Annotated in this window: 22 protein-coding genes and 1 riboswitch; of the genes, 14 read left to right on the forward strand and 8 right to left on the reverse strand. The window is 72.2% G+C overall.

Features of this window, described 5'->3' with window-relative positions; translation table 11 throughout:
- The first annotated feature begins 93 nt into the window (after positions 1 to 93).
- The 4 genes from ACZ404_RS21835 to ACZ404_RS21850 all read left to right on the forward strand — a co-directional run bounded on the left by ACZ404_RS21835 (position 94) and on the right by ACZ404_RS21850 (position 6252).
- Entirely contained in the window at positions 94 to 1698 is a 1605-nt protein-coding gene (locus tag ACZ404_RS21835) for a serine/threonine-protein kinase (RefSeq protein ID WP_468442291.1), read from the forward strand.
- 61 nt (positions 1699 to 1759) lie between these two features.
- Positions 1760 to 2659 (forward strand): serine/threonine-protein kinase, encoded by a 900-nt coding sequence (locus ACZ404_RS21840; protein ID WP_468442293.1) that lies wholly within the window; start codon positions 1760 to 1762, stop codon positions 2657 to 2659.
- A 126-nt stretch (positions 2660 to 2785) separates the two neighbouring features.
- The gene (locus ACZ404_RS21845; protein WP_468442295.1) at positions 2786 to 4399 is read left to right on the forward strand and encodes a succinic semialdehyde dehydrogenase; all 1614 of its coding nucleotides are present in this window, start codon (positions 2786 to 2788) and stop codon (positions 4397 to 4399) included.
- Positions 4400 to 4473: 74 nt separating this feature from the next.
- Positions 4474 to 6252 (forward strand): GMC family oxidoreductase N-terminal domain-containing protein, encoded by a 1779-nt coding sequence (locus ACZ404_RS21850; protein WP_468442297.1) that lies wholly within the window; start codon positions 4474 to 4476, stop codon positions 6250 to 6252.
- Positions 6253 to 6771: 519 nt separating this feature from the next.
- Here the strand turns inward: ACZ404_RS21850 and ACZ404_RS21855 are convergent.
- Positions 6772 to 7053 (reverse strand): chorismate mutase, encoded by a 282-nt coding sequence (locus tag ACZ404_RS21855; RefSeq protein WP_468442299.1) that lies wholly within the window; start codon positions 7051 to 7053, stop codon positions 6772 to 6774.
- 290 nt (positions 7054 to 7343) lie between these two features.
- Here ACZ404_RS21855 and guaA point away from each other — a divergent pair, with 290 nt between their 5' ends.
- On the forward strand, positions 7344 to 8924 hold the full coding sequence (guaA, locus tag ACZ404_RS21860) for a glutamine-hydrolyzing GMP synthase (protein ID WP_468442301.1): 1581 nt from the start codon (positions 7344 to 7346) through the stop codon (positions 8922 to 8924).
- Positions 8925 to 8927: 3 nt separating this feature from the next.
- Here the strand turns inward: guaA and ACZ404_RS21865 are convergent, their stop codons facing one another.
- Complete coding sequence (locus tag ACZ404_RS21865) at positions 8928 to 9395, reverse strand: pyridoxamine 5'-phosphate oxidase family protein (protein WP_468442303.1); 468 nt, start codon at positions 9393 to 9395, stop codon at positions 8928 to 8930.
- Between the two features lie 173 nt (positions 9396 to 9568).
- On the opposite strand from ACZ404_RS21865, the gene ACZ404_RS21870 reads away from it, so the two are divergent.
- On the forward strand, positions 9569 to 10363 hold the full coding sequence (locus ACZ404_RS21870) for a class II aldolase/adducin family protein (protein WP_468442305.1): 795 nt from the start codon (positions 9569 to 9571) through the stop codon (positions 10361 to 10363).
- On the opposite strand, the gene ACZ404_RS21875 is transcribed toward ACZ404_RS21870, so the two are convergent.
- On the reverse strand, positions 10360 to 11295 hold the full coding sequence (locus ACZ404_RS21875) for a DUF4429 domain-containing protein (protein WP_468442307.1): 936 nt from the start codon (positions 11293 to 11295) through the stop codon (positions 10360 to 10362). The two genes, ACZ404_RS21870 and ACZ404_RS21875, sit on opposite strands and share 4 nt — an antisense overlap.
- Before the next feature lie 259 nt (positions 11296 to 11554).
- Between ACZ404_RS21875 and ACZ404_RS21880 the strand changes: the two genes are divergently transcribed.
- From ACZ404_RS21880 to ACZ404_RS21895, 4 genes are all read left to right on the forward strand, one after another.
- Positions 11555 to 12835, forward strand: a complete 1281-nt coding sequence (locus ACZ404_RS21880) for a hypothetical protein (RefSeq protein ID WP_468442309.1) — start codon at positions 11555 to 11557, stop codon at positions 12833 to 12835.
- Positions 12836 to 12974: 139 nt separating this feature from the next.
- The gene (locus ACZ404_RS21885; protein WP_468442311.1) at positions 12975 to 13505 is read left to right on the forward strand and encodes a DoxX family protein; all 531 of its coding nucleotides are present in this window, start codon (positions 12975 to 12977) and stop codon (positions 13503 to 13505) included.
- A 155-nt stretch (positions 13506 to 13660) separates the two neighbouring features.
- A complete protein-coding gene (locus tag ACZ404_RS21890; RefSeq protein ID WP_468442313.1) occupies positions 13661 to 14032 on the forward strand; it encodes a hypothetical protein in 372 nt (123 codons plus the stop codon).
- Positions 14033 to 14213: 181 nt separating this feature from the next.
- Positions 14214 to 15419, forward strand: a complete 1206-nt coding sequence (locus ACZ404_RS21895) for a cytochrome P450 (RefSeq protein ID WP_468442315.1) — start codon at positions 14214 to 14216, stop codon at positions 15417 to 15419.
- A gap of 46 nt (positions 15420 to 15465) precedes the next feature.
- On the opposite strand, the gene ACZ404_RS21900 is transcribed toward ACZ404_RS21895, so the two are convergent.
- Together ACZ404_RS21900 and ACZ404_RS21905 are read right to left on the reverse strand one after the other, a co-directional pair.
- Complete coding sequence (locus ACZ404_RS21900) at positions 15466 to 15696, reverse strand: hypothetical protein (RefSeq protein WP_468442317.1); 231 nt, start codon at positions 15694 to 15696, stop codon at positions 15466 to 15468.
- On the reverse strand, positions 15683 to 17104 hold the full coding sequence (locus tag ACZ404_RS21905; protein WP_468442319.1) for a PspC domain-containing protein: 1422 nt from the start codon (positions 17102 to 17104) through the stop codon (positions 15683 to 15685). Before ACZ404_RS21905 ends, ACZ404_RS21900 begins: the two co-directional genes overlap by 14 nt.
- Positions 17105 to 17306: 202 nt before the next feature.
- Here ACZ404_RS21905 and ACZ404_RS21910 point away from each other — a divergent pair, with 202 nt between their 5' ends.
- Both ACZ404_RS21910 and ACZ404_RS21915 read left to right on the forward strand, forming a co-directional pair.
- A complete protein-coding gene (locus tag ACZ404_RS21910) occupies positions 17307 to 18596 on the forward strand; it encodes an ATP-binding protein (protein ID WP_468442321.1) in 1290 nt (429 codons plus the stop codon).
- A complete protein-coding gene (locus ACZ404_RS21915; RefSeq protein ID WP_468442323.1) occupies positions 18593 to 19324 on the forward strand; it encodes a LuxR C-terminal-related transcriptional regulator in 732 nt (243 codons plus the stop codon). Before ACZ404_RS21910 ends, ACZ404_RS21915 begins: the two co-directional genes overlap by 4 nt.
- 61 nt (positions 19325 to 19385) lie before the next feature.
- On the opposite strand, the gene ACZ404_RS21920 is transcribed toward ACZ404_RS21915, so the two are convergent.
- Positions 19386 to 20438, reverse strand: a complete 1053-nt coding sequence (locus ACZ404_RS21920) for a C40 family peptidase (protein WP_468442637.1) — start codon at positions 20436 to 20438, stop codon at positions 19386 to 19388.
- A 434-nt stretch (positions 20439 to 20872) separates the two neighbouring features.
- Between ACZ404_RS21920 and ACZ404_RS21925 the strand changes: the two genes are divergently transcribed.
- Positions 20873 to 21226 (forward strand): hypothetical protein, encoded by a 354-nt coding sequence (locus ACZ404_RS21925; RefSeq protein WP_468442325.1) that lies wholly within the window; start codon positions 20873 to 20875, stop codon positions 21224 to 21226.
- Here ACZ404_RS21925 and ACZ404_RS21930 read toward each other — a convergent pair.
- Positions 21204 to 22160: a tellurite resistance/C4-dicarboxylate transporter family protein gene (locus ACZ404_RS21930; protein WP_468442327.1), complete on the reverse strand. Its 957-nt coding sequence runs from the start codon at positions 22158 to 22160 to the stop codon at positions 21204 to 21206. The genes ACZ404_RS21925 and ACZ404_RS21930 overlap by 23 nt on opposite strands.
- Positions 22161 to 22240: 80 nt before the next feature.
- Positions 22241 to 23497: a C40 family peptidase gene (locus ACZ404_RS21935; RefSeq protein WP_468442329.1), complete on the reverse strand. Its 1257-nt coding sequence runs from the start codon at positions 23495 to 23497 to the stop codon at positions 22241 to 22243.
- Between the two features lie 7 nt (positions 23498 to 23504).
- Positions 23505 to 23674, reverse strand: a riboswitch (cyclic di-AMP (ydaO/yuaA leader).
- Between the two features lie 263 nt (positions 23675 to 23937).
- On the opposite strand from ACZ404_RS21935, the gene pcrA reads away from it, so the two are divergent.
- Complete coding sequence (pcrA, locus tag ACZ404_RS21940; RefSeq protein ID WP_468442331.1) at positions 23938 to 26418, forward strand: DNA helicase PcrA; 2481 nt, start codon at positions 23938 to 23940, stop codon at positions 26416 to 26418.
- Positions 26419 to 26428: the final 10 nt, after the last annotated feature.

Genomic DNA, 26428 nt, shown 5'->3' on the forward strand with positions numbered 1-26428 from the left:
CGGCCACCGGCACGGGCGCCTTTTCGGTCACGGGTCTGTGACCGGTTCCCGTTCCCGGTGGATCGGACGCCCATGGCGCGATAGGCATGACGCATGAGCAGTGACGGGGGAGCCGGCCCGACGGCCGACGACACGACGAGTTTTGTTCTGCAACCGCCGAACCCGAACCCCTCACCCGCGCCGGTGCCGGCGCAGGGCGCCCGGGAACCCGGAGCGGGCCGGCTGATCGCGGGACGGTACCGGCTGCTCGCCAAGCTCGGCCACGGCGGCATGGGCACCGTGTGGCGGGCCCGGGACGAGACGGTGGAGCGCGAGGTCGCCGTCAAGGAGCCGCGCGTACCGGACCACCTTCCCGAACGGGAACGCGCCAACGCCTTCGAGCGGATGCGCCGCGAGGCCCGCGCGGCGGCCCGGCTCGACCATCCGGCGGTGGTCGGCGTGCATGACGTGGCGGTCGTCGACGGCCGGCCCTGGATCGTCATGGAGCTGGTGCGCGGCCGCTCGCTGGGCAGCGCGCTGCAGGAGGGCACGCTCGACTCCCGCGAGGCAGCCCGGATCGGCCTGGAGGTGCTCGGCGCCCTGGAGGCCGCCCACGCGGCGGGCGTTCTGCACCGCGACGTGAAACCGGACAACGTGCTGCTCGGGCGCTACGACCGGGTCGTCCTCACCGACTTCGGCATCGCGCAGATCGAGGGCGAGACGAACCTGACCGACACGGGCGGCTTCGTCGGCTCCCCCGAGTACATCGCGCCCGAGCGGGTGCTGGGGCAGCGCCCCGGACCGGCGAGCGACCTGTGGTCGCTGGGCGTGGTCCTCTACACCGCCACCGAGGGCGTCTCCCCGTTCCGCCGCAGCAACACCCCGGCGACCCTCCAGTCCGTGCTCAACGCCAACCCCGCTCCTCCCGCCGCCGCCCAGGGGCCGCTGGCCGAGGTCATCAACAGCCTGCTGCAGAAGGACCCCGCCCACCGGCCGACGGCGGCCCGGGTCCGGCAGTTGCTGGAAGCGGCAGCGAACCCGCCCGCACCCGAACCGCCGCCCGTGCCCACCCGGCCGGTGCCCGAGGCGGCCGCCCCCGTGCGCCGCCTGGGCCGTACGGCCTGGCTCGGCCTGGGCGCCGCGGCCGTCGCGGTGGCCGTGACGGCGTACCTCCTCCTCGCCGACCCCTTCGCCGGCCCGCTCCCCGACCACTGGGCGAAGCACCGCGAAGCCGGGCTCGGCGCCACCCTGGCCGTCCCCGAGGGCTACCGGGTCACGCGTCCCGCCAAGACCGACTCCGACAAGAACTGGGTGATGTACGCGGACCCGAGCGGCGGCGTATGGATCCGTCTGCACCTGGACCGCAAGGCGCAGGACTCGCTGAACGACATCAAGAGCAGCGCGCGCTCGCAGATGTACGACGACAACGAGAGGTTCAAGAGCCAGGGCGACTACACCCTCCACATGGCCGAGGGAGGCCGCACGGCCCCGGACGCGGACGCCACGTACCGAGGCCACCAGGCCGCCGCGAACACCGTCGTCCACACCAGCGACGACCAGCTCGCCCAGCCCCGGGAACTGCGCGTCTTCTACTACCGCACCACGTCCGGCGACATGTACGAACTGGCCGTAGGCTACCCGGGCAAGGGCGACTTCACGGCCCGCGGCCGGGAGGTGGCGAGGGCCGCGATCGCCAACCTGGACATCGAGAAGCTGTGAGGACGGACCACTTCGTCCGCCGGCTTCGACAAGGGCGTGGTGCGCACGGTACTCATGTGACATGAGCGCAGACGGCGAACTCGCGCCCGACGGACGTCTGATCGGCGGTCGGTACCGGTTGCTCGACCGGATGGGGGCCGGCCCGACCGGCACCGTCTGGCGCGGCCGGGACGAGCAGGAGCAGCGGTCCGTCGCCGTCAAGGAGCCCCTGCTGCACGGGGATCCGGCCGACGACGAGGAGACCCGGCGCGCCGCCCACCGTCTCTACCGCGAGGCGCGGGCCGCGACCCGGGTCCGGCATCCGTCGGCCGTCACCCTGTACGACGTCGTCATGCACGGCGAACTGCCCTGGATCGTCATGGAGTTGGTGGAGGGCGAGTCGCTGCGGGAGGTCGTCCGGCGCGGACCGCTCGCGCCCGCCGAGGCAGCCCGGGTCGGGCTCGCCGTGCTCGGGGCGCTGCGGGCCGCGCATGCCGTGGGGATCGTCCACCGGGACCTCAAGCCCGCCAACGTCCTGATCGAGTCCGGCACCGGCCGGGTCGTCGTCACCGACTTCGGCACCGGGGACGGGCACGCCGAGGAGGCGCCCGCCGGATTCGTCGCCCCGGAACTGGCGCCGGGCGGGCCGGTGGGCCGGGGCGCCGGGCCCGCCGCAGACCTGTGGTCCCTCGGGGCGCTGCTGGCCGCCGCCCTGGAGGGCGGGGACGCCGGGCCGCTCGGCCCCCTGCTGGACCGCCTCCACGCACCCCGGCCGGAGGCCCGCCCGGACCCGGAGGAGGTCGCGGCGGCACTGGCCGCGGCGGTGGGGGAGACGGCCGGAGCCGTGGAGGCCGAGGCGCCGGCGCCGGGCAAGGCGCCGGAGGCGGGCCGGGACCCGGACGCGGGCCTCGCACCCCGACGCCGCACCCCGCTCGCCACCGCCCTCGGGCTCCTGCTCGCGAAAAAACCCGGCGCCGAGTGATCGTCCCGCGACAACCCGCTGATCAGCACATTCCCTGCCAGTGATCACTGGCATCGTGTGAGCACTCGGTGAATCCCCGTTACCGACGGGTACACAAACACCCCGACGCGGCATACCCTGCGCGTCATGACGGACTCGCAGGCCCCGGACCGCACCGGTACCAACCCGCTCGCCCCCGCCCCCGAAGGCGCCCGCACCGCCGCCGACGTGGTCACGCCGGAACTGGTGGCCCAGCTGACCAAGGGTGTCGTCGGCTCCGGCCGTACCGCCAATCACACCCCGTTCACCGGCGACAAGCTGGCCGACCTGCCCGAGTCCACCCCCGAGGACGTACGGCAGGCCTTCGAGGCCGCCCGCGCCGCGCAGGCCGTGTGGGAGAAGGTGCCGGTACGGCAGCGCGCCGCCGTCCTGCTCCGCTTCCACGACCTGCTGCTGGAGCGCCAGGCGGAGGTCCTCGACCTCGTGCAGCTCGAGACCGGCAAGGCCCGGCTGCACGCGCACGAGGAGGTGCAGGCCGTCGCCGTCGCGGCCCGCCACTACGGGCGAAAGGCCCCCGCCTATCTGCGGCCCAAGCGGCACACCGGCGCCGTACCGACCCTCACCAAGGTCACCGAACTGCGCCACCCGCGCGGTGTCGTCGGCCAGATCGCCCCCTGGAACTACCCGCTGGAGCTGTCCGTCGGCGACGCGCTGCCCGCCTTCGTCGCCGGCAACGCGGTGGTGATGAAACCGGACACCGAGACCTGCCTCACCGCGCTGTGGGCCCGTGACCTGCTCATCGAGGCCGGACTGCCCGCCGACGTCTTCCAGGTCGTGCTCGGCGACGGACCCGTCGTCGGCCCCGAGGTCGTCAAGCACGCCGACTACGTCTCCTTCACCGGTTCCACCCGCACCGGCCGCGAGGTCGCCCGGGGCGCCGCGGCCCGCCTGGTCGGCGTCTCCCTCGAGCTCGGCGGCAAGAACGCCATGCTGGTCCTGGACGACGCCGACATCGAGAAGGCGGCCGCGGGCGCGATCCGCGCCTGCTTCTCCTCCGCCGGTCAACTCTGCATCTCGATCGAGCGGTTGTACGTCCACGAGTCGATCGCCGACGCCTTCCTGGACCGCTTCGCCGCCCGCACCCGGGCCATGCGGCTCGGCAACTCCCTCGCCTACGGCGCCGACATGGGCTCGCTGGCCGGGGAACGGCAGCTCAAGGCCGTCGAGCGGCACGTGGAGGACGCCGTGGCCAAGGGGGTGAAGGTGATCGCGGGCGGTGTGGCCCGCCCCGACATCGGCCCGTACTTCTTCGAGCCCACCATCCTCGACGGCGTCGAGGCGTCCATGGCCGTCTGCGACGAGGAGACCTTCGGCCCGGTCGTCTCCGTCTACCGCTTCACCAGCGACGACGAGGCGATCGAGCGCGCCAACTCCACGCCGTACGGACTGAACGCGTCCGTCTGGACGAAGAACGCCCGCCGCGGCAAGGACGTCGCCTCCCGCCTGCGCACCGGCACGGTCAACGTCAACGAGGGCTACGCACCCGCCTACGGCAGCGTCCAGTCCCCGATGGGCGGCATGAAGGACTCCGGCCTCGGCCGCCGCCACGGCTCCGAGGGCATCCTCAAGTACACCGAGGCCCAGACGGTCGCCCACCAGCGCCTGCTCCCGATGGCCCCGTCACTGGGCATGGACGACGAGAAGTACGCCCAGTTCATGAGCACGAGTCTCAAGGTCATGAAGGCCTTCCGGCTCAGGTGACCGACACCGGGGCGCGGGGAACCGCGCGACGCACCACAGACGGCCCGCACGCGAAACTCAACGAGGAGATCCCCGTGCCCCAGGACACCTACGACTACGACGTCCTCGTGGTCGGATCGGGATTCGGCGGCTCGGTGTCCGCCCTGCGCCTGACGGAGAAGGGCTACAGGGTCGGCGTCCTGGAAGCCGGCCGCCGCTTCACCCGGGAGTCCCTCCCGAAGAACTCCTGGGACCTGAGGAACTACCTCTGGGCCCCCCGTCTCGGCCTGTACGGGATCCAGCGCATCCACCTGCTCGGCAACGTGATGGTGCTGGCGGGCGCCGGCGTCGGCGGCGGCTCGCTCAACTACGCCAACACCCTCTACGTCCCGCCGAAGGCCTTCTTCGACGACCCCCAGTGGCGTGACATCACCGACTGGGAGGAGGAGCTGAAGCCGTACTACGACCAGGCCCGGCGCATGCTCGGCGTGCGGCTCAACCCCACCATGACCCCCTCCGACGTGCACCTGAAGGCGGCGGCCCAGCGGATGGGCGTGGGCGACACCTTCCACATGGCACCGGTCGGGGTGTTCTTCGGCGACGGCAGGGACGCCGACGGGAAGGCGACGGCGAAGCCGGGCGGTGAGGTGAACGACCCGTACTTCGGCGGGGCGGGCCCCTCCCGCAAGGCCTGCACCGAGTGCGGCGAGTGCATGACCGGCTGCCGGCACGGCGCGAAGAACACCCTGAACGAGAACTACCTGTACCTCGCCGAGAAGGCGGGCGCGGTGGTGCACCCCATGACGACGGTCGTGTCCGTCACCGACGACTCCCGGGGCGGTTACGCGGTGGCCACGCTTCCGACGGACCGGAGGAAGAAGGGCGAGGGCCGCATCTTCACCGCCCGGCGGGTGGTCCTCGCGGCCGGCACCTACGGCACCCAGACGCTGCTGCACCGGATGAAGGCCGGCGGCCGGCTCCCGTACCTCTCCGACCGGCTCGGCGTCCTGACCCGCACCAACTCCGAGGCGCTGGTCGGCGCGCAGACCGACAACCGCCGCTACCGCAGGGCGACCGGCGAGGCGAGGGCCGACTTCACCCGGGGTGTGGCCATCACGTCGTCCATTCACCCCGACGAGAACACCCACATCGAGCCGGTGCGCTACGGCAAGGGCTCCAACTCGATGGGCGGCCTGTCGATCCTCCAGGTCCCCTACACCGAGGGTTCCTCGCGGGCCCTGGCCTGGCTGGCGAACGCGGCCCGGCACCCCCTGCTGGTCGCCCGGTCGCTGTCCAACCGGCGCTGGTCGGAGCGGACCATCATCGGCCTGGTGATGCAGTCGCTGGACAACTCGCTCACGACGTACCTGAAGCCCGACGGGGTCGGCAAGGGCCTGCTCACCGCCCGGCAGGGCCACGGCGCCCCCAACCCCAAGCAGATCAGGGCCGCCTCCGAGGCCGCCTCGGCCCTCGCCGCCGAGATCAACGGCTTCGCGGGCAGCAACGTCGGCGAGCTGATGGGCACGCCGCTGACCGCGCACTTCCTCGGCGGCTGCCCCATCGGCGACTCCCCGGAGACGGGCGTGATCGACCCGTACCACCGGCTGTACGGCCATCCCGGCATCTCGGTGGTGGACGGCGCCGCCGTCTCCGCGAACCTGGGCGTCAACCCCTCGCTGACGATCACGGCGCAGGCCGAGCGGGCCATGTCGTACTGGCCGAACAAGGGCGAGGAGGACCCGCGCCCGGCGCCGGGCGCGGCGTACGAGCGGCTGAAGCCGGTGGAGCCGCGGGGTCCGGTGGTCCCGGCGGACGCCTTCGGCGCGCTGAAGCTGCCGTTCCTGGGTGTCCCGGCGGTTCCCCCGAAGAAGTAGGGCGGAAGCCTGGCGAAGATCACGAGGGACCTGCGCCCCCCTCCGAACGCAGGTCCCTCGCTTCTTACCGTCTTCTTGATCCGGTAGCAGGTTTGATCAGCGAGGAGCCCGAAGGGTTGCGTGGCCCTACGAGATTTCTGTGTGGGGTGAGTCACAAAGAGAAGCACCGGCGTCAGGGCGGCGCCGGTGCCGGGGAGCGGCGCCGGGGGATTGCGCCGCTTGCTCTCTTGGTCATGGAAGGGGTGTTCCGCCGGCCGGCCCCGGGCGTCCCCGGAGCCGACCGTTCTCTTGGGTGACCGGGCTGCTGTCCCCTGCCGTCCGGTCACTTCTCCGGAGCGAGGTCCCACGGCGCACGGCACGACCCGTACGCCTCATCGCTCCAGCGAGCCACGCGTGGTTCTGTCGGGCCCGCCCCTGGCTGGCACGGACACCGGTCTCAACGAAGCGGCATGCGAAAGGGTCACGCGCCGTACGGGTGAGATCGGGGCCGAACCCGGACGCGACACTCGGATCCGAGCCTCAGACACGTCCCCGGCACAGCTCCAGCAGGGTCATCGCGAGCCCGGTGCCCGGCTTGCCGAGCGCCTCGCGGTAGCGGCCGAGGATCTCCATCTCCCGGGAGAGGTTCACCCGCCGGCCGCCGGCGGCGACGCGGGTCTCCTGGACGACGGTGGACACGGCCATCCGCTCCTGGATGAGCCCGATGATCCGGTCGTCGAGCGCGTCGATGCGCTCACGGGCGTCGGCGATGGTGCTTTCGGCCGTCCGTTCCGTGGCCTGTTCCGTCGTGAGAGTCGTCATGTCGGGGCTCCTCGTGAGGTGGGGTGGCTGGTGGATGCCCCGGAACGACAGGACCCGGAAAACACGAGGCGCCCCGGGCCTTGTCGGCCCGGGGCGCCTGGTAAGTCGCTCGTCACTGCGCTCAAGCAGCACGACCATGGCAGCCGGCGGGCCCGGTGCCATAGGTAAAGACGAAGGTCGAGTGCTGAAGCATGGCCCCAGTATGCCACGGCACCTTCGGACGGCTCTCGGCGCCCACCCCGCTAGAATCGGTAAGCACAAGCCCCCGCCCAGACCGCCGGAAGGCACCCGTGTCATCAGCGACCCAGTCTGCCGCCACCCCCGACACCGTCCTGGTCGTCGACTTCGGCGCGCAGTACGCCCAGCTCATCGCCCGTCGTGTCCGCGAGGCGCGGGTCTACAGCGAGATCGTGCCGAGCACCATGCCGGTCCAGGAGATGCTCGCCAAGAACCCCGCGGCGATCATCCTCTCCGGAGGCCCCTCGTCGGTGTACGAGGAGGGCGCCCCCCGCCTCGGCCGCGAGCTCTTCGAGGCCGGCGTCCCCGTCTTCGGCATGTGCTACGGCTTCCAGCTCATGGCACAGGTCCTCGGCGGCACCGTCGACAACACCGGCGCCCGCGAGTACGGCCGTACCGACCTGCACGTCTCGCGCACGTCCTCCACCCTCTTCGAGGGAACCCCGGCCGAGCAGCACGTGTGGATGTCGCACGGCGACGCCTGCTCCGCCGCCCCCGAGGGCTTCACGGTGACGGCCTCCACGGACGTCGTCCCGGTCGCCGCCTTCGAGAACGACGACAAGAAGCTCTACGGCGTCCAGTACCACCCCGAGGTCATGCACTCCACGCACGGCCAGCAGGTGCTGGAGCACTTCCTGTACCGCGGCGCGGGCCTGCAGCCGAACTGGACCACCGGCAACGTCATCGACGAGCAGGTGGCGGCCATCCGCGAGCAGGTCGGCGACAAGCGCGCGATCTGCGGCCTGTCCGGCGGCGTGGACTCCGCCGTCGCCGCCGCCCTCGTCGCGCGGGCCATCGGCGACCAGCTGACCTGCGTGTACGTCGACCACGGCCTGATGCGCAAGGGCGAGACCGAGCAGGTCGAGAAGGACTTCGTGGCCGCGACCGGCGTCAAGCTGGTCGTCGTCGACGCCGAGGAGCGCTTCCTCACCGCGCTGAAGGGGGTCAGCGACCCCGAGGAGAAGCGCAAGATCATCGGCCGTGAGTTCATCCGCGTCTTCGAGCAGGCGCAGGCGGAGATCATCGCGGACGAGGGCCCGGCGGTCGAGTTCCTCGTCCAGGGCACGCTCTACCCCGACGTGGTCGAGTCCGGCGGCGGCACCGGCACCGCCAACATCAAGTCGCACCACAACGTCGGCGGCCTCCCCGAGGACCTCGAGTTCCGGCTGATCGAGCCGCTGCGCAAGCTGTTCAAGGACGAGGTCCGGATGGTCGGCCAGGAGCTGGGCCTGCCGGAGGAGATCGTCCAGCGCCAGCCGTTCCCGGGCCCCGGCCTCGGCATCCGCATCGTCGGCGAGGTCACCAAGGAGCGCCTGGACCTGCTGCGTGACGCCGACGCGATCGCCCGTGAGGAGCTGACCGCGGCCGGCCTCGACCGGGACATCTGGCAGTGCCCGGTGGTCCTGCTCGCCGACGTCCGCAGCGTGGGCGTCCAGGGCGACGGCCGCACCTACGGCCACCCGATCGTCCTGCGCCCGGTCTCCTCCGAGGACGCCATGACCGCCGACTGGTCCCGGCTGCCGTACGACGTCCTCGCCCGCATCTCGACCCGGATCACCAACGAGGTCCGGGACGTCAACCGGGTCGTCCTCGACGTGACCTCGAAGCCGCCGGGCACCATCGAGTGGGAGTGACCCCTACCTGCGCCTGAGCGTGCGCAGGGGCTCACCGGGCTTCCAGACCTGGACGACCAGATACGTCTCGTCCTCGACCCAGGTCCGTACGACCTCGGTCAGCTCGGTGCGGAAGAGGTGGAACGGCTGCGGCGGTTCCACCTCTTCCACGTACCGGGCCTTGGTCTCCCCGTCCGCCACCTCGTACGCCCGCCCGCCGATCCGCACGTCCCCGCCGGCCATGTCCGTCCCCGCGCCCGGGTTCGCCTGGAGCGCGAAGCGCGGGTCGCGGCGCAGGTCGAGGGCCTTCAGCGAGCCCGCCATCATGCCCAGCCACAGCTCGCCGCCGCGGAAGTCGGCCTCCAGCCCGCAGGTGCGCGGCGAGCCGTCCGCCCGGAGGGTGGCGAGGACGTGATGGCGGAAGGCGCGGAAACGCTGCTCGACGGTGGCCGCCAGGTCGGGTGCGGCGGTGGTGAAGGCTGCCCAGTTCATACGGCCGAGTCTCGCGACGAAACCGGACAACCCCTGTCGCCCATTCTCGGCGATCTTCGCCGTTCTCCGCCGTCTCCGCACCGCGTACGTCATCTTTACAAAAGAGCCCTGCCCTTTTGCGCTGACCGACGGTAACTTCCGGCTCGTACGGCCATCCCCCCGCTGGAGGACCTATGCACGGGCCCACGCCGCCCCCTCCGCTGCCCACCGACCAGCTGCGGTTCGCCATGCCGCCGATGCACGAATCGGTCGAGGACGAGCGCCGGCACCGCAAGGAGCGGCTCGCGGGCGCCCTGCGGATCTTCGGGCGCAACGGCTTCGAGGACGGGGTCTCCGGGCACATCACCGCCCGGGACCCGGAGTTCACCGACTGCTTCTGGGTCAACCCGTTCGGGATGCCGTTCAAGCACGTCACCGTCAGTGACCTGGTCCTGGCCAACCGGGACGGGCAGGTGGTCGAGGGCCGCTACCACGTCAACCAGGCCGCGTTCACCGTGCACGCCCAGGTGCACGCCGCCCGCCCCGACGTCGTCGCCGTCACCCACTGCCACTCCGTGCACGGCCGCGCCGTCGCCGCGCTCGGCGACCTCATCGAGCCCATCACCCAGGAGAGCTGCGCCTTCTACGAGGACCTGGCGCTCTACGACGCCTACACCGGTGTGATCGTCGACGCCGAGGAGGGCCGCCGCATCGCCATGGCCCTCGGCTCCCGCAAGGCGCTCGTGCTGCGCAACCACGGGCTGCTGACCGTCGGGGACTCGGTGGACGCGGCGGCCTGGTGGTTCCTGTCCCTGGAACGCTCCTGCCAGGTGCAGCTCATGGCCAAGGCGGCCGGCCGCCCGGTGCTCATCGACCACAAGCCGGCCGTGGCCACCCGCGAACAGCTCGGCGGCGACCTGGTGGCCTGGATCAACTACCAGCCCCTCTGGCAGGACATCAGCCGCAGCGAACCCGACCTGCTCGGCTAGCTCAGCTCGGCCAGGGTCCGGTGCGGGCGCCGGGGGAGCTGCTGGAAGTCCCTGAGCACGGCCGCCTTGGTCCACGCGAACTCCTCGTCCGTGAGCACCCCGTCCCGATGCAGCTCGCCCAGCTCCCGCAGCCGCCGCAGCAGCACGTCGTGATGACCGGCACCGGCCTGCGCCGCTACGGCGGCCGACGGCCGCCCGGGGTCCGCGCAGGCGCCGCCGGCGCGGCTGGACGGATGCGGCAGCCGGGCCGTGACCGCCGCCGCGACCAGCGCGGTCAGCAGGTCCCGGCGGACGCTGCCCCACAGGTCGAGACTGTACGGGTCCCGCTCGGGAGGCAGCTTGGAGAACACCGTCTCCGTGGTCACGAACCGCAGGAAGCCGTCCTCGTAGCCGGAGTTGGGCAGCCACTCGACCTGCACCAGATCACCGAGGGCGATGATCCGCGGGCCGGTCGCGCGCTTGACCCGGTCGGAGGTGTCGGCCCAGTCGATGCGCACCTGGGCGCCGTCGAAGGACACGGTGCCGTCGGACGACCGCACCGACACCGGCACCGGCGGGCCCGGCAGCAGATAGGCCGCGGCCGGCTCCTTCGGCACCTGGTCGAGCAGCAGCGCCTGCCGGATCTCCTCGGCCACGTACTCGGCGACCCCGCCGCGGTCCGCGTCCACCACCAGCCGGTAGGGATCGGCAGCGTCCGGCAGCCGGCCGCCCGTGGCCTGCAGCAGCGGATCGGCTCCCTCGCGCAGCCGCATCCGCAGCCGCCCCCGCCTGCGCTCCGGTTCGTAGACCACGTCGGAGACCGCCTCCAGCGGCACGGCGATCTCTCCGTACGTCTGCCGGAACAGCGGCACGCAGCGGTGGAGTCCTGGGGTGATCCGGATCGTGCTGCCGTCGAACGCCCAGATGCCGTCCCGCTGGATGATCTCGGCCATGCCGCGATTCTCGCAGCCCGGTCAACACGGGCTGCCCGGACTTCACCCGCCGTGACCCGGGCCGACGGCCCGGAACCGCCCCGGACGGCCCCGCGTAGGGCACAATTCGCTGACGTCACAGGGGACTTGCCCGGCGGTGAAACGGCTCGCACTGGGCCGTGCCGCCGGACGTGTCCGAGGTCGTGTCGTGGGCCGAGTGTTGCCGGGCCACGTGTCGTGGGTCGAGTGTCGTGGATCGCGGGGAAGGCGGGCGTCGGTCGTGGCGGTGCAGGAGGCGAGAGCGAGCACGGGTGCCGACGGGGCCCACGAGGGCGGCTGCTCCTGCGGGGACTGCCCGCACGGGGCCCGCGAGGGGCACCGGCGGGCCGTGGCCGCGTTCCTGCGCGCCCGGGACGAGTACGCATCCGGGCAGGGCCTGCCGCCCGCCGTCGCGCACTCGGCCTCCGCCTCCCGCCAGTGGGTCTCCGAGGAGCTGACCCAGCGGGCCGAGGCCGTCGCCGAACGCGGCCGCGCCGAGGGCCAGGCCTGGCTCGGCCGGCTGTGGCTGCGCACGGCGTGCACCGTGTGGGGAGCGGTGCTCGTCCTGCTGCTCGCCGAGTCGCTCACCGCCATCGGCGCGGGCTGGAGCAGCACCCGCACCGCCGCCCTGCTCGCGGCCCTCGTCGTGGCCGGCGCGCTGACCGCCGCCTCCTGGTTCCACCGCGCCCGCGGCGGGGCACTGGCGCCGCTGATCGGCGAGGACAACCGCCTGTCCACCTCCCGTACCGTCGCCGCCGGCTGGACCCTGTTCGTCGGCTACGCCGTCCTGCTGCTCGCCGGCCGGCTGGCCGCCGCATCCGACCACGCCGAACGCGACGCCCTGCTCTCCGGCCTCGGCCTCGCGCGCGGCGCGGGCGTGGTCACCGTCCTCGCCGTGGTCTGCGGCATCGCCGTGCTGGTCCGCCGGGTGGTCGGCCTGCGCGTCCTCACCCAGCGGCTGCAGAAGGTCCCGGCCCACCGGCCCCGCGCGGCCGATCTGCTCACCGACGACTCCGGCCGGGGCGCCTTCACCGACCTCCAGTACGTCGTCATCAGCGCCGTCGCCGTCGTGTTCGCCGCCGTGGGGCTCGCCCGCCGCCCCGACCGGCTGCCCGACCTTCCCTGGGGCCTCGCGGTCGTGGTGCTCGTCTCGGCCGCGACCTACCTGGCCGGCAAGTACGCCGAGGGCGGCCGCCCGGCGATCCTCGCCGTGGTCCGCGCCCGCGAGCCCGGTGACCTGGACGGTCCGATCCGCACCGGCGACGACATCGAGATCCGCGGCACCGGCTTCGTTCCGCCCGGCGCCCAGGGAGCCGACCGGCTCTCCCGCATGGTCGTGCGCATCGGCGCCGTCGACGTCCACGTGCCGCTGGTCCCCGTCGCCGGCGGCTTCCGCAATCCCACCGACACCGTCCTGACCGTGCCGGTACCGGTCGACGTGGAACCCGGCACCGTGGAGGTGCAGGTGGTGACCGCCGCCGGGGTGGCGACCAACCGGTGCTTCGTGCACGTGGCGGAGTGACCGGGGGAGCACACCTCGGGCCGCTTCGGAAAAGGCATCACATCCGGAAAAAGGTCCCTTGGGGATTGAACCGGTCGCGTCCCTCATACGTATGGACACGTGGGGGGTCCGGCAGGTGGGCGAGAGGCGGCTGGCAGCGATGACTCAGGGCATTCGGACGGACACGCACACCTCACGGCTGAACAGCGTCCGCGACTGGCGGGACTCGGCCGCCCGATACGCCCTCCTCCCGCTCCGTGTCTTCCTCGGCGTCACCTTCGTCTACGCCGGCCTGAACAAACTCACCGACAGCGCCTTCCTGAAGTCCGGCGGCACCGGCTCCATCGGCGCCACGATGAGCGCGGCCCGCGACTCCTCCGCCGTCCCGGCCCTGATCGACCTGGCGCTGAAGAACCCGGTCGGCTTCGGCTTCGCCATCGCCCTCGGCGAGGTGGCCGTCGGCATCGGCACCCTGCTCGGCCTCTTCGGCCGCCTGGCCGCCCTCGGCGGCGCCCTGATCTCGCTCAGCCTGTGGCTGACCGTGAGCTGGGCCACGACGCCGTACTACTACGGCAACGACCTCGCCTACCTGATGGCCTGGCTGCCTCTCGTCCTCGCCGGGGCGCCCTACCTGTCGCTCGACGCGGCCCTGCGCGCCCGCCGACGACAGCGCGCGAACAGTTACCGCTAGCGGCCCGACGCTCCCCCCTGTGCATCAGCGAGGTCACCGGGTCGGAGGAGTGTGCCGTCTACCGACGAGCCGGACATGCCAGCTAAGTGTGATTATCACTTCACAGTGACGCAGTGACTCCTCAGCGTCACCACAGCCGGCAGGAAGGCCCATCGATGAACCTCTCTCCAAAGCGCTTGCTGGGCGCCACTGCGGCGGTGGCCACGGCCACCACGGCCCTGCTCGGCACCGGCGCAGGCGCGGCCGGCGCGGCCGGTGGCGGCCGTGCGCACTGCGACCGCGCCGAACGGCCCATCTGGAGCCAGGGGCCCAGCCGCAACGTGACCGGCCACGGCTGCAGCCTGCCGGACAACGACGGCCGCTGGTACACCGTCGAGATCGACACCCTCGTCCAGCGCCACTACAAGACGGACTACGTGACCGGCGGAAGCGACCGGACCGAGACCCTGCGCGACACCACCATCAGGTGCCTGGGCTACACCTCGGGCAACGGCACGGTGAACTGGTTCGGCTGCATTCCCCACTGACCCCCGCGCTGTCGCCCCGGGGCGTGGCAGGGAGAACTCCGTTGCGCCACCTGGCCCCATGCGCAGTGCGGATCACGGCTCGGCGCCGCCTGCCGTGTTTGCATCATCTGCGAGGCATATGACAGCGCCATGCCATTCCATGCCCTCATGACTCGCACCCCATGACCGGAGGAGCCGGTTGATGCCCGGTGACAAAGAGACGATCACCTGTCCCTTCGACTACAGCGAAGCCCTGCAGTTCGACCCCGTCCTCGCGGACCTGATGAACTCCGCTTCCCCTGCCCGGATCCGGCTCCCCTACGGCGACGCCGACGCGTGGATCGTCACAAACTTCGACTCCGTCAAGCGTGTGACCACCGACCAGCGGCTGAGCCGGGCCGGCATCATCGGCAGCGACTACCCCCGGCTGACGCCGGAGCCCATCGTCTCGCCCGAGTCGATCAATGTGATGGATCCACCGCACAGCAACCGCGTGCGCCAGTTGGTCTCGCAGGCCTTCACCCAGGAGCGGGTCGACGAAATGCGGCACCGCATCGTCAAGCTCGCGGATCTCCTTCTGGACGACATGGAGAAGGAGGGCCCGCCGGCCGACCTGGTACAGCACCTCTCCGAGCCGCTGCCCCGGCACACCATCCTGGACCTCCTCGGCGTCGCACGTGAGGACTGGTGCCGCGTGCAGGAAGCCGTGCAGCGGCTGCTCGCCGTCGGCGCGGACCACAAGGAGGCCGCGGCACGGGCCAAGGCCGAGCTGACGGACTACTTCGGCGAACTCGTCGAGGAGCGTCGGAACTATCCCCAGTCCGACCTCATCAGCCTCATGGCCGAGGCGCGGGACGGTGAGGCCAAGCTCGACGACAGGGAACTGGCGGTCATGGCGGTGACACTGGCGCTCAGCGGCCAGGACACGGCGACGTGCCAGATCAGCGACATCGTCTACCTGCTCCTGACCCGCCCCGAGCTGGCGGAACACCTCAGGCGCCGGCCCGACACGCTGACGGACACCTTGAACGAGATGCTGCGCTACATCCCGTTCCGCAAGGGGGTCGGGATTCCTCGAGTGGCCCTCGAGGACTTGGAGCTGGACGGCGTCCGCATCCGGGCAGGTGACTACGTCCACGTGTCCTACCTGGCCGCCAACCGCGACCCGGAGCGCTACCCCGACCCGCACGTCATCGACGTCGACCGGCCGAGCCGCCCGCACATGACCTTCGGCTGGGGCGGACACCGGTGCGTGGCGGTGCCCCTGGCCATGGCGGAGCTGGAAGTGGCGGTCGGGCGGCTCCTGGAGCGCTTCCCCGGCTTGCGGCTCGCGGTGCCGCCGGAAGAAGTGCGGTGGGACACGAAGACGATCCGCCGGTTCCCGCTGGAGCTGCCCGTGGCGTGGTAGGGAACCGCGCCGCCGCCGCCGTGGACGCGCCGCCGGGACGGCTCACCTAGGCGCTGCCGCCGCCGCCCTGGCCGGTCTCGGCGCCGTGCCGTCTGCGGATGCCCCGCGCCACGGCCGCGGCGGCACCGGCCAGGCACAACCCGGCCGTGACCAGCGGGACGACCACGAACCACGGGGTGCGCCACAGCCCGGTGGCGTCCCCGGCGTAGACGGCGCCGGCGGCGGTGAAGAAGAGACCGGCGACCAGCCTCCCGGGCTGGAACTCATGACGCAGCACGGCTCACCTCCACCTGTCCGGCGCCCACGCGGAGGCCGAGCTCCAGCATGCCGGCGTTCCTGCCGCCCTTGACCGGCGTCAGCGTGACGTCCTTGTGCCTGCCCGGCCGCACGTCCACGTCCTTTCCGTCCTCACCGGGCAACCGGATGTCGCCCACCCCCACGTCGATGCTCAGCCGCACGGTCGCGTCCGCCGGGACGATCACCTTCAGCTGCCCGGCGCCGACCTCGGCGTCCGTGCTCACCGACTGCCCCTTGCCGAGGTGCACCCGTCTCAGGTCCAGGGTGCCGACGCCGGTACCGGCGCGGTACGAGGACCGCACGTCCGCCGCCGCGGCCGGCCTCCAGGACGTCTCCTTCCAGTGGGTCGTGATGTCCCTCGGCATCGCCGCGGCTCCCGCCAGCAGCGCGGCCGTGACGATCGCCAGGAACACCGAGCCCGCCCCCGTCCGTCCCAGGAAGGCACTGAGCGTGATGCCCAGACCGAGGACCACGAGCGCACAGGCCAGCCCCGTCTGCAGGCTGGTGCCCAGCGGATGCGTGTCCCAGGTCAGCCCGGTGCCAAGGCCCCCTGCCAGCAGCGCGAACAGGAACACATGGCCGCCGATCCAGCGCGGGCCGCGCGGCCTCGGGTCCGCCGCGCGCGGCGGACGTGGGGAGCCGGAGCCGTCATGGACCCACGGCGTGGCCATGCCGACGTCCAGAGCCGGGCCGAGGCCCCGGTCGCGGGCGTCGGCGGGGCCCCACAGATAGCCGGTGCCGCCGACGTGGGTGCCGTCCTTGACGATCGGGTCCCGCCACCAGGACGGGTAGGTGGTGACGACCGGCGGGGCCTGGGCCTCCGGCGGGGCGTCGGCGGCGGCCTGCGCGGCGAGCGGATCGGGGTCCGAGGTGCCGCGCCGCTTCGACCAGTACCCCGCACCGGCCAGCAGCAGGGAGAGCACCACGGCGAAGGTCAGCACTCCGCCGTTCTTCAGCATGGTCAGGAAGCCCCCGCAGCCGACCAGGGCGAACAGCACCGCGGCCAGGGCCTGGCCGTCGACCCTTCCCGTCAGCAGCTTGCGGACCTCGTTCTGCTCTTCCTCCTCGTACGGCACGAGAAGCCAGGCGAAGCCGTAGAAGATGAGCCCGATGCCGCCGGTCGCGGCCAGCACGGCCAGCGTGATCCGGAAGATCACCGGGTCCATGTCGGTCTGCCGCCCGAGCCCGGCGCACACCCCGCCGATCATCTTGTGCCGGCGGTCGCGCCGGAAGCGCCGGGGCGCTTCGGTGATGCCTCGTTCCTCCGCATCGTCCGCACCCGGCCGGCCCGTCGCGGCGGGTGCGGCATCCGTCGGTCCGGTGCCCGGGGCCGGGCTCGGGCCGGGGCCGGGCACCGGACCCGTCGCGGCGTGCTCGTGATCCGTCATGCGTCCATGGTGACGGTCCGGCCGGCCGGCCGGCAGTCGGGATGACCCTGGCCCAACCCTGAGATCGCCCCCGACAGGCGACCGGGAGGTGTTCGAAGCCCGGCCGGCCAGGCCGTTGCCGAACGGCCCGAGGGAAGATCAGGGGAGTCTAGGGGGCCGACCCTGATGCCCGGCCCTCGGCCGCCGTGTGACCATCGATGGCATGCCGGAAGCCGCAGCACTGCCCGTCGACGACCCGCGGCCGCCGCGCAAGCTCTACCGCAGCAGCGACGGCCGCTGGCTCGGGGGAGTGGCGCGGGGCCTCGCCGGGCATCTCGGGCTGCCCGTGATCTGGGTCCGGCTCGCCTTCGTCGGCCTGTTCATGGCCAACGGGCTCGGTGCGCTGCTGTACGCGGCGTTCTGGTTCTTCGTCCCGCTCGGCGTCGGCGGTGTCGGCGACCACAAGCCGCCGCTGGTGGGCACCGGGACCTCGCCGCTGGGCCGCCGCAGGCTGGTGGCCCGCAAGCCGGACAAGGGGCAGATCGTCGCCCTGCTCCTGATGGTCATCGTGTCCATGGTCTTCGTGGGCAGCGTCGACCTGACCAACGGGGCCAAGGCGTATCTGCTGCCCGCGGTCCTGGTCGCGGCCGGTGTCGCCCTCGTCTGGCGCCAGGCGGACAACGCCCGCCGGGCCCGCTGGGTGGAGGTCGGCAGCCGCCGGCGCACGCTCACCCTTCTCCGGGCCGGCGTCGGCGTCCTGCTCGTCACGGCCGGCGTGTCCGCCATCTTCGTCATGCAGGGCTCGGCCGCCCACCTCGGAGCGGTGCTGCAGGCGGCCCTCGCCGTCCTCGTCGGCATCACGCTGCTGGCCGGCCCCTATCTGGTTCGGATGACCCAGGACCTGTCCGAGGAGCGCCTGATGCGCATCCGCGCCCAGGAGCGCGCCGAGGTCGCCGCGCACGTACACGACTCCGTGCTGCACACCCTCACCCTGATCCAGCGCAACGCCGACAACGCCGGCGAGGTGCGCCGCCTGGCCCGCGCCCAGGAGCGCGACCTGCGCACCTGGCTGTACAAGCCCGAGGGCACCGGCAAGGACGAGGCGGACGAGCCGGACACGGTCGCCGAGGCGGTGCGGCGCAACGCCGCCGAGGTCGAGGACAAGCACGGCGTGCCCATCGAGGTGGTCGTGGTCGGCGACTGCCCGCTCGACGAGCGGACCGGCGCGCAGATGCAGGCCGCACGCGAGGCGATGGTGAACGCCGCCAAGTACGGTGGCGACGGCGGTGCCGTACAGGTCTACGCCGAAGTCGAGGGGAGGACGGTCTTCGTGTCCGTGCGCGACCGCGGCCCGGGCTTCGACCTCGACTCGATACCCGCCGACCGCATGGGTGTCAGAGAATCGATCATCGGCCGCATGGAGCGCAACGGCGGCACGGCCCGGCTGCGGGCGGTGCCGGGCGGCGGCACGGAGGTCGAGCTGGAGATGGAGAGGGCGGAGAAGACGTCATGAGCGACGCGACCGAGGCGAACGGTACGGCGGGAGCGGCGGAGGCGGCCGGGTCCGGCCCCGCCGGGCAGCGGCACGTGCGCGTGGTGCTCGTGGACGATCACCGGATGTTCCGCACCGGCGTCCAGGCCGAGATCGGACAGACCACCGAGACCGGCGTCGAGGTGGTCGGTGAGGCGGCGGACGTCGACCAGGCGGTCACGGTCATCACCGCGACCCGGCCCGAGGTGGTCCTCCTCGACGTCCACCTCCCCGGCGGCGGCGGAGTCGAGGTCCTGCGCCGGTGCGCGGCGTTGATGGCGGACGCCGAGCAGCCGGTCCGCTTCCTGGCGCTGTCCGTCTCCGACGCCGCGGAGGACGTGATCGGCGTGATCCGCGGCGGCGCCCGCGGCTACGTCACCAAGACCATCACCGGCACCGACCTCGTCGACTCCATCTTCCGCGTCCAGGAGGGCGACGCCGTCTTCTCCCCGCGCCTGGCCGGCTTCGTGCTGGACGCCTTCGCCTCCACCGACGCCCCACCGGTCGACGAGGACCTGGACCGCCTCACCCAGCGCGAACGCGAGGTCCTGCGCCTGATCGCCCGCGGCTACGCCTACAAGGAGATCGCCAAGCAGCTCTTCATCTCGGTGAAGACGGTCGAGTCCCATGTCTCGGCGGTCCTGCGCAAACTCCAGCTCTCCAACCGCCACGAACTCACCCGCTGGGCGACGGCACGCCGGCTGGTGTGACGGTTGCGCGCCCCTTCGCCGCACGCCCGTGCGGGGCTCGAGGGTGCGGACCATGGGCGTCTCACGCCACCCGTGCCGCCCCGGCGAACGGCATCTCGTCGATGGGGGCCAGGCGGACGGGGGCCGAGGGGTTCGGCGCGTGGATCATCCGGCCGTTGCCGACGTAGATGCCGACGTGGCTGATGCCGGAGTAGAAGAACACCAGGTCGCCGGGGAGGAGTTGGGAGCGGGAGACGCGGTGGCCCGCGTTGATCTGCTGGTAGGTGGTGCGCGGCAGGGAGATGCCGGCCGACCGGTAGGCGGCCTGGGCCAGCCCCGAGCAGTCGAAGGCGTTCGGGCCGCTCGCGCCCCAGACATAGGGGCTGCCCAGCTTCTGGTAGGCGTAGGCGACGGCCGCCGCGGCGCGGGCATTGGGGGCGGCGGAGCCGGCCCCGTCCGGGGTGGTCCGAGGGTCCTCCGAGGCGTGGCCCGGCGCGCTGTCGTCGGCGGCGAGATGCGAGCGGTCCCGGGGGGAGAGTCGCTCCAGCAGGTCGCGCGCCCGGGTGAGCTTGCCGGTGATGGTCCGCTTCTGCCGCTTCAGTTCGGTCTGCCGTGAGCGCAGGGAGGTCAGTTCGAGGCGGGCGGCTCCGCGCAACTGCTCGATCTCCCGGAGCTGATCACGTACCCGCGTCACCGCCCCGGCCTGCCGCTCACCGGCCCGCTCGGCGAAGGCAGCCCGGTCCAGGTACTGGTCCGGGTCGCTGGACAGCGCGAGCTGCCAGGCGGGGTCGATGCCGCCGTCGCGGTACTGCGCCGCCGCGAACGTGCCCAGTGCCTCCCGGGCGGAGTTGAGCTTCTGCTGCCTGCGGGCGGTCTGGTCGCGCAGCGCGTTCAGCCGCCGCTGGGCCGACTCCGCCTTCTCCTTCGTCCCGTTGTACTTCTCGGTGGCGGCCTCGGCCTCCTGGTACAGCTTGTCCACCTGGGCCTTCACCTGCGCCGGCGTCAGCTGCGGCTCGGCGTTGCCCGTGCCGTCGAAGGCGGTCGCGGTGGCCGCGCCCGCCAGGGCGAGGGTGGCGGCCGTACGGGCCGTGTTGCCGCTGAGCGAGCGCTGTCGGGGCTTGCGGTGCGCTGCCACCTGGACCGTCACGTCCTTCCGTCGGACTTCCGCGACCGGCCGCGCCGGGGGAGCGAGCGGTCGGAGCGTCCGGCGGCGGCCCGCACAGGGGGAACGGGCCGCCGCCGGACCTTTCTCGGCGGTGATGGCCGACTGCCGCCCCTGGCCCGGGCGGCGGTGGGGAGCCGGTCACCTGGGGGAGGACGCTAGGCCCGACTGTGACGGGTTGGTAACGCAGTGTGCGGAACTGGCGCCGACGGGTCGAGATGTGGCCGTACGTGACCACATCGCCGTGCTGGAGTCGTCGTCTTCACGCGGCGTAGTGACCGAAGTGTCGAATGTCGGGCAGGGGGACGCGGCGTGGTGCTATGGCGTGGATGTGTGCGAGTTCCACCGGTGCGTCGGGGCAGGGGCGGTGACGGCGGCCTCAGGACGTGCCCATAGGCTCCGGGCTCATGGACGTACTCATCCATCTCTTCGTCGGCCTGCACATCATCGGCATCGCCGCGCTGCTCGGCGGTTTCCTCACCCAGATGAAGGCGATGGGCCAGGGCACGGCCCGCTTCGTCCCCGGGATGCTGCACGGGGCGTTCACCATGCTGGTCACCGGCGTGGCCCTGGTCGGCCTCAACCAGGCCGACGACCACCACGTCAACACCATCAAGATCGGCGTGAAGCTGGCCGTGCTGATCGTGATCCTCGGCCTGGTCTACGTGAAGCGCGACGACGAGCGGGTGGAAAAGCCCCTCTTCGGGCTGGTCGGCCTGCTGACCATGGCGAACATCTTCATCGCCGTGCTCTGGACGTGACAACCGCGCCGGCCGCGACCGCCAGCCACGCCGCCACCGCGATCCACGTCAGTACCCGGCCCGGCGGCCTGAGCCACCCGACGCCCACGGCGGCGGCGACCGACAGCGTCGACGCCGCCGTCATGCCCAGCGGGAACACCGTCGACCACCGCCGCTCGTCGTAGCGCAGCCGCGGCCACAGGGCCTCGGCGGCCAGCAGGACCACGTACCCCGTCAGGTCCAGCACGAGCAGCACGACGGTGACGTTGCGCAGTACGTCCCAGTCGTCGTCGTTCCACAGGTACAGCCGCGCGCTGTCCGCGGCGAGCAGCTTCGCCCCGGCCAGCGCCGAGATGGCGAGCGCCCCGCCCGAGATCCAGTGGTCCCCGGCCCCCACGAGCACCTGGCGCGGATCGAAGTGGGCGAAGGCGAGGCCGTAGAGGATCAGGCCCAGCCAGAAGAGCACCAGCGCGGCATGCGCGAGCCACAGCAACGACCCGGCCGCCGCCAGCGTGGCCGCCAGGACCGCGAGCCCTTGTGTGGCGACACAACACAGGAACACCGTTCCCGGCATGCGCGGCCTCCAGTGCCGCATCACGAGGAACAGCAGGACCGGCCAGATCACCGCCGCCAGTGCCAGCAACGCCTCCGCCAGGGTCTGCAGACCGAGCGCCGAGAACCGCGTGCCGAGCACCGTGGTCGCGGCGACGGCGGTGAGCCCGCCCGGACGCTCCGCCTCGGCCTCCCACCGCTGCCGCCGCCACACCAGCCGTGCGACGAAGGCGGCGGCCAGTACCAGCCAGGCGACGCAGGCGAGGCCCAGGAAGACCAGGGACACCGTCTCGGCGCCCGACAGCTGCAGGCCGACGGACACGATGCCGGTCGCCATGACGACGGCTCCCGCCGCCGGCGGACGCCCCGCCCACCACGTGCGCAGACCTGAGTTGCCGGGCATGCGCCCGATGCTAGGGAGCCGCGCGGCCCTCACCCGGAGGGCACGCGCGCGTGGAGCACGAAAACTCCGCGAAAGGACGCTCAGGCCGGCCGCACCACGCGGCGGATCACCGAATCGCCCAGGTGGTGGACGGACTCCTCGCTGACGTACCCGCCGGGGCGCGGGGCGTGGATCATCATTCCGTCGCCCGTGCACAGGCCCACGTGGCTGTGGTCGTCGTGGAAGAAGACGAGGTCGCCCGCGCGCGCGTCGGCGAGCGGAACAGGGGTGCCGACGGCGGCCTGGGCGGGAGCGGTGCGCGGCAGCGTGACGCCGGCGGCCTTCCAGGCGGCCTGGGTGAGGCCGGCGCAGTCGTAGGAGCCCGGCCCGCTGGCCCCGCTGACGTACGGCTTGCCGATCTGGGCGCGGGCGAAGACGACCGCCGTCTCGGCCCGCGTGGCGGCGCCCGCGTCCGGCGCCACGGGCGCCCGGTGCCGCCCACGTTCGGCCGGTCGCGGGGCGGGCTGTGCGGCGGGCGGTACGACGGGCTGTGCGGCGGCTTGGATCGCCGGCTGTGCCGACGGCGGTTGCGTGGCCGGCCGGGTCACCGGGGGCGCGGACGGCGCTTGTGCCACGGCATGGGCCACGCCCCGCGTCACCGCTTGCCCCGACGCGGGCTGCACCACCGCATGGGCCACCGACGGCGCCACCGGGCGCACCGCCGCCTGCATCACCGGACGCGCCGCCGTCCCCTGGCCCGTCGCACGGGACAGCAGAGCCCGCGCGGTGACCAGCTTGCGCTGCACGACCGCCTTGGCGGCCCTGACGTCGTACGGCGCGTCGGCGGCCGGCGTCTCGGCGCCTCCGGGGACGTGCCCGCGCTCGGGGGTGACGCCCTTCCCCCGCTCAGCCGCGTCCTTCACGCGCGAGGCGAGACGGTTCATCACCCGGTTCTGCGCGAAGTGGTCCTGCGGATACTCCTCGAGGAGGGAGGCGGCCCGGTCCGGGCCGGCGGTGAACGGAGCCAGCCCCTCGCGGGCCTTGGCGCGCCTGCCGGGGCGCCGGGGGCCCTCCTCGCGCGGGGGCTCCGTGCGCGCCTGCTGCCGGGCTGTCGGGCGGGCAGCCGCCGCGCGCGTGGCCGTCGTGGCCCCCTCCGCCGCCGAGTCGGCCCGGCGGTAGAGCTCGTCGATCTTCTTTTCGATCTCCTCCATGCTGGGCCTGCCGTCGCCGGCGGGGACGGCGGCCTCGGCCGTCTGGGACAGGACGGCCACGGAGGTGAACGCGGCGGTGGCGAGGGCCGGGGTGCGCAGACCCGGTGCGAGGGATCCGCCGGGGCGCGGCTTGCGGTGCGACGCCAAGGGAGGCGACTCCTTCCAATGGGCCGCCTACCGGGTTAGCTGTCGGGTTCGGGCGGGTGGTTCGGAAGGGTTGCCCTACGGCGTCGTCCCGGGCGGGAGTCGGCCGATTCACCCCAGGATCGGTGGGTCCCCGGCTCCGGCTGCCTGCGGGCGTGCCGGACTCGGCGGAGGCCGTGCGGCCCGGCGAGGTTCGCCGGAGAGGGGTCGCACGACCTGACGGAAACCTAGCCAACTGGTGTGACTTCTGTGAAGGTTGGAGCGGCATATGTCCGATACGTTTTCGTGACCGGAGCCGTATTTCATACGCAGGTGAGCAACCGCCTCCGCAGCGTGAGCAGCCGGAAGGTGCGGAAGCGAAGGCGATCGACCGGCCCCTGGAATCGGCCGGGTTTCCGGGTCGCGGAACGGTTGTCGGTGCGGCGCCCTAGACTCGGAGAGCGATGAGCAGCCTCTTTGACGACAGCTTCCTGGCGGACCTCCAGCCCCCGCGCGGGCGCGAGGAGGAACCCCCGCCGCCGCCCGAGGACGATCATGCTCCGGAGCCGCTTCCGGACGATCTGTTCGGCGGGAAGTTCGACGTGCCGCCGGACCGGGACGGGTACTACCGGGACGGCGCCCCACGCCCCGCGATCGACACGGCGGCGCTGCTGGAGGGGCTGAACGACAACCAGCGTGCCGCGGTCGTCCACGCCGGCTCCCCCCTGCTCATCGTCGCCGGTGCCGGCTCCGGCAAGACCCGTGTGCTCACCCACCGCATCGCCCACCTGCTCGCCGAGCGGCATGTGCACCCGGGTCAGATCCTCGCGATCACCTTCACCAACAAGGCCGCGGGCGAGATGAAGGAGCGCGTCGAGCACCTCGTCGGCCCGCGCGCGAACGCGATGTGGGTGATGACGTTCCACAGCGCGTGCGTGCGCATCCTGCGCCGGGAGTCGAAGAAGCTCGGTTTCACGTCGTCGTTCTCGATCTACGACGCCGCGGACAGCAAGCGCCTGATGGCCCTGGTCTGCCGCGATTTGGACCTCGACCCCAAGCGCTTCCCGCCCAAGTCCTTCAGCGCCAAGATCAGCAACCTGAAGAACGAGCTGATCGACGAGGAGGATTTCGCCGCCCAGGCCACCGACGGCTTCGAGAAGACCCTCGCCCAGGCCTACGCGCTGTACCAGTCGCGCCTGCGCGAGGCCAACGCGCTGGACTTCGACGACCTGATCATGACGACGGTCAATCTGCTGCGCGCCTTCCCGGACGTCGCCGAGCACTACCGCCGACGCTTCCGGCACGTCCTGGTGGACGAGTACCAGGACACCAACCACGCCCAGTACGCCCTCGTCCGGGAGCTGGTGGGCACGGGCGGGTACGACGAGGACGTACCGCCCGGTGAGTACGACCTGCCGCCCGCCGAGCTGTGCGTCGTGGGTGACGCGGACCAGTCGATCTACGCCTTCCGGGGCGCGACGATCCGCAACATCCTCCAGTTCGAGGAGGACTACCCGAACGCGACGACGATCCTGCTGGAGCAGAACTACCGTTCCACGCAGACCATCCTGTCCGCCGCCAACGCGGTCATCGAGCGCAACGAGTCCCGCCGCCCGAAGAACCTGTGGACCAACGCCGGCCAAGGCGCCCGCATCACCGGCTATGTGGCGGACACCGAGCACGACGAGGCCCAGTTCGTCGCCGAGGAGATAGACCGCCTCACGGACGCGGGCGAGGCCAAGGCGGGCGACGTCGCCGTCTTCTACCGCACCAACGCCCAGTCCCGTGTCTTCGAAGAGGTCTTCATCCGGGTGGGCCTGCCCTACAAGGTCGTCGGCGGCGTCCGCTTCTACGAGCGCAAGGAGGTCCGGGACGTCCTGGCCTACCTGAGGGTGCTGGCCAACCCGGAGGACTCGGTGCCGCTGCGCCGCATCCTCAACGTGCCCAAGCGGGGCATCGGCGACCGCGCCGAGGCGATGATCGACGCCCTCGCCCAGCGCGAGAAGATCAGCTTCTCGCAGGCCCTGAAGCGGGTCGACGAGGCGTACGGCATGGCCGCGCGTTCCACCAACGCGGTCAAGCGGTTCAACACGCTGATGGAGGACCTGCGGACGATCGTGGAGTCCGGCGCCGGACCGGCCACCGTCCTGGAGGCCATACTCGAACGCACCGGTTACCTGGCCGAGTTGCAGAACTCCACCGACCCGCAGGACGAGACCCGCATCGAGAACCTCCAGGAACTCGCGGCCGTGGCCCTGGAGTTCGAACAGGAGCGCGGCGAGGGCGAGTCGGCGGGGCTGGCCGACTTCCTTGAGCAGGTCGCCCTGGTCGCCGATTCCGACCAGATCCCGGACGAGGAGGACGGCGACGGCGTCATCACCCTGATGACCCTGCACACCGCCAAGGGACTCGAGTTCCCGGTCGTGTTCCTGACCGGCATGGAGGACGGCGTCTTCCCGCACATGCGCGCCCTCGGCCAGACCAAGGAACTCGAGGAGGAGCGGCGCCTGGCGTACGTGGGCATCACGCGCGCGCGGGAGCGGCTGTACCTCACGCGGTCGGCGATGCGCAGCGCCTGGGGCCAGCCGTCGTACAACCCGCCCTCCCGCTTTCTGGAGGAGATCCCGGCCACCCATGTGGAGTGGAAGCGGACGGGAGCGGCGGCACCGGTGTCCTCCGGCCCCGTGGCCGGGATCGCGGCCTCGCTGTCCTCGTCCCGTTCCCGCTCCTCGGCGTCCGGAGCGTCCGGCTTCGCCACGCGGCGCACCAACGAGAAGCCGGTGGTCGCCCTGGCCGTCGGGGACCGCGTCACGCACGACCAGTTCGGTCTCGGCACGGTGGTCGCCGTCAAGGGCACGGGGGCCAACGCGGAGGCGACGATCGACTTCGGCGACACCAAGCCGAAGCGGCTGCTGCTGCGCTACGCGCCGGTGGAGAAGCTGTAGCGGAACACGA

The organism is Streptomyces sp. NPDC030798 (genome assembly GCF_055572275.1).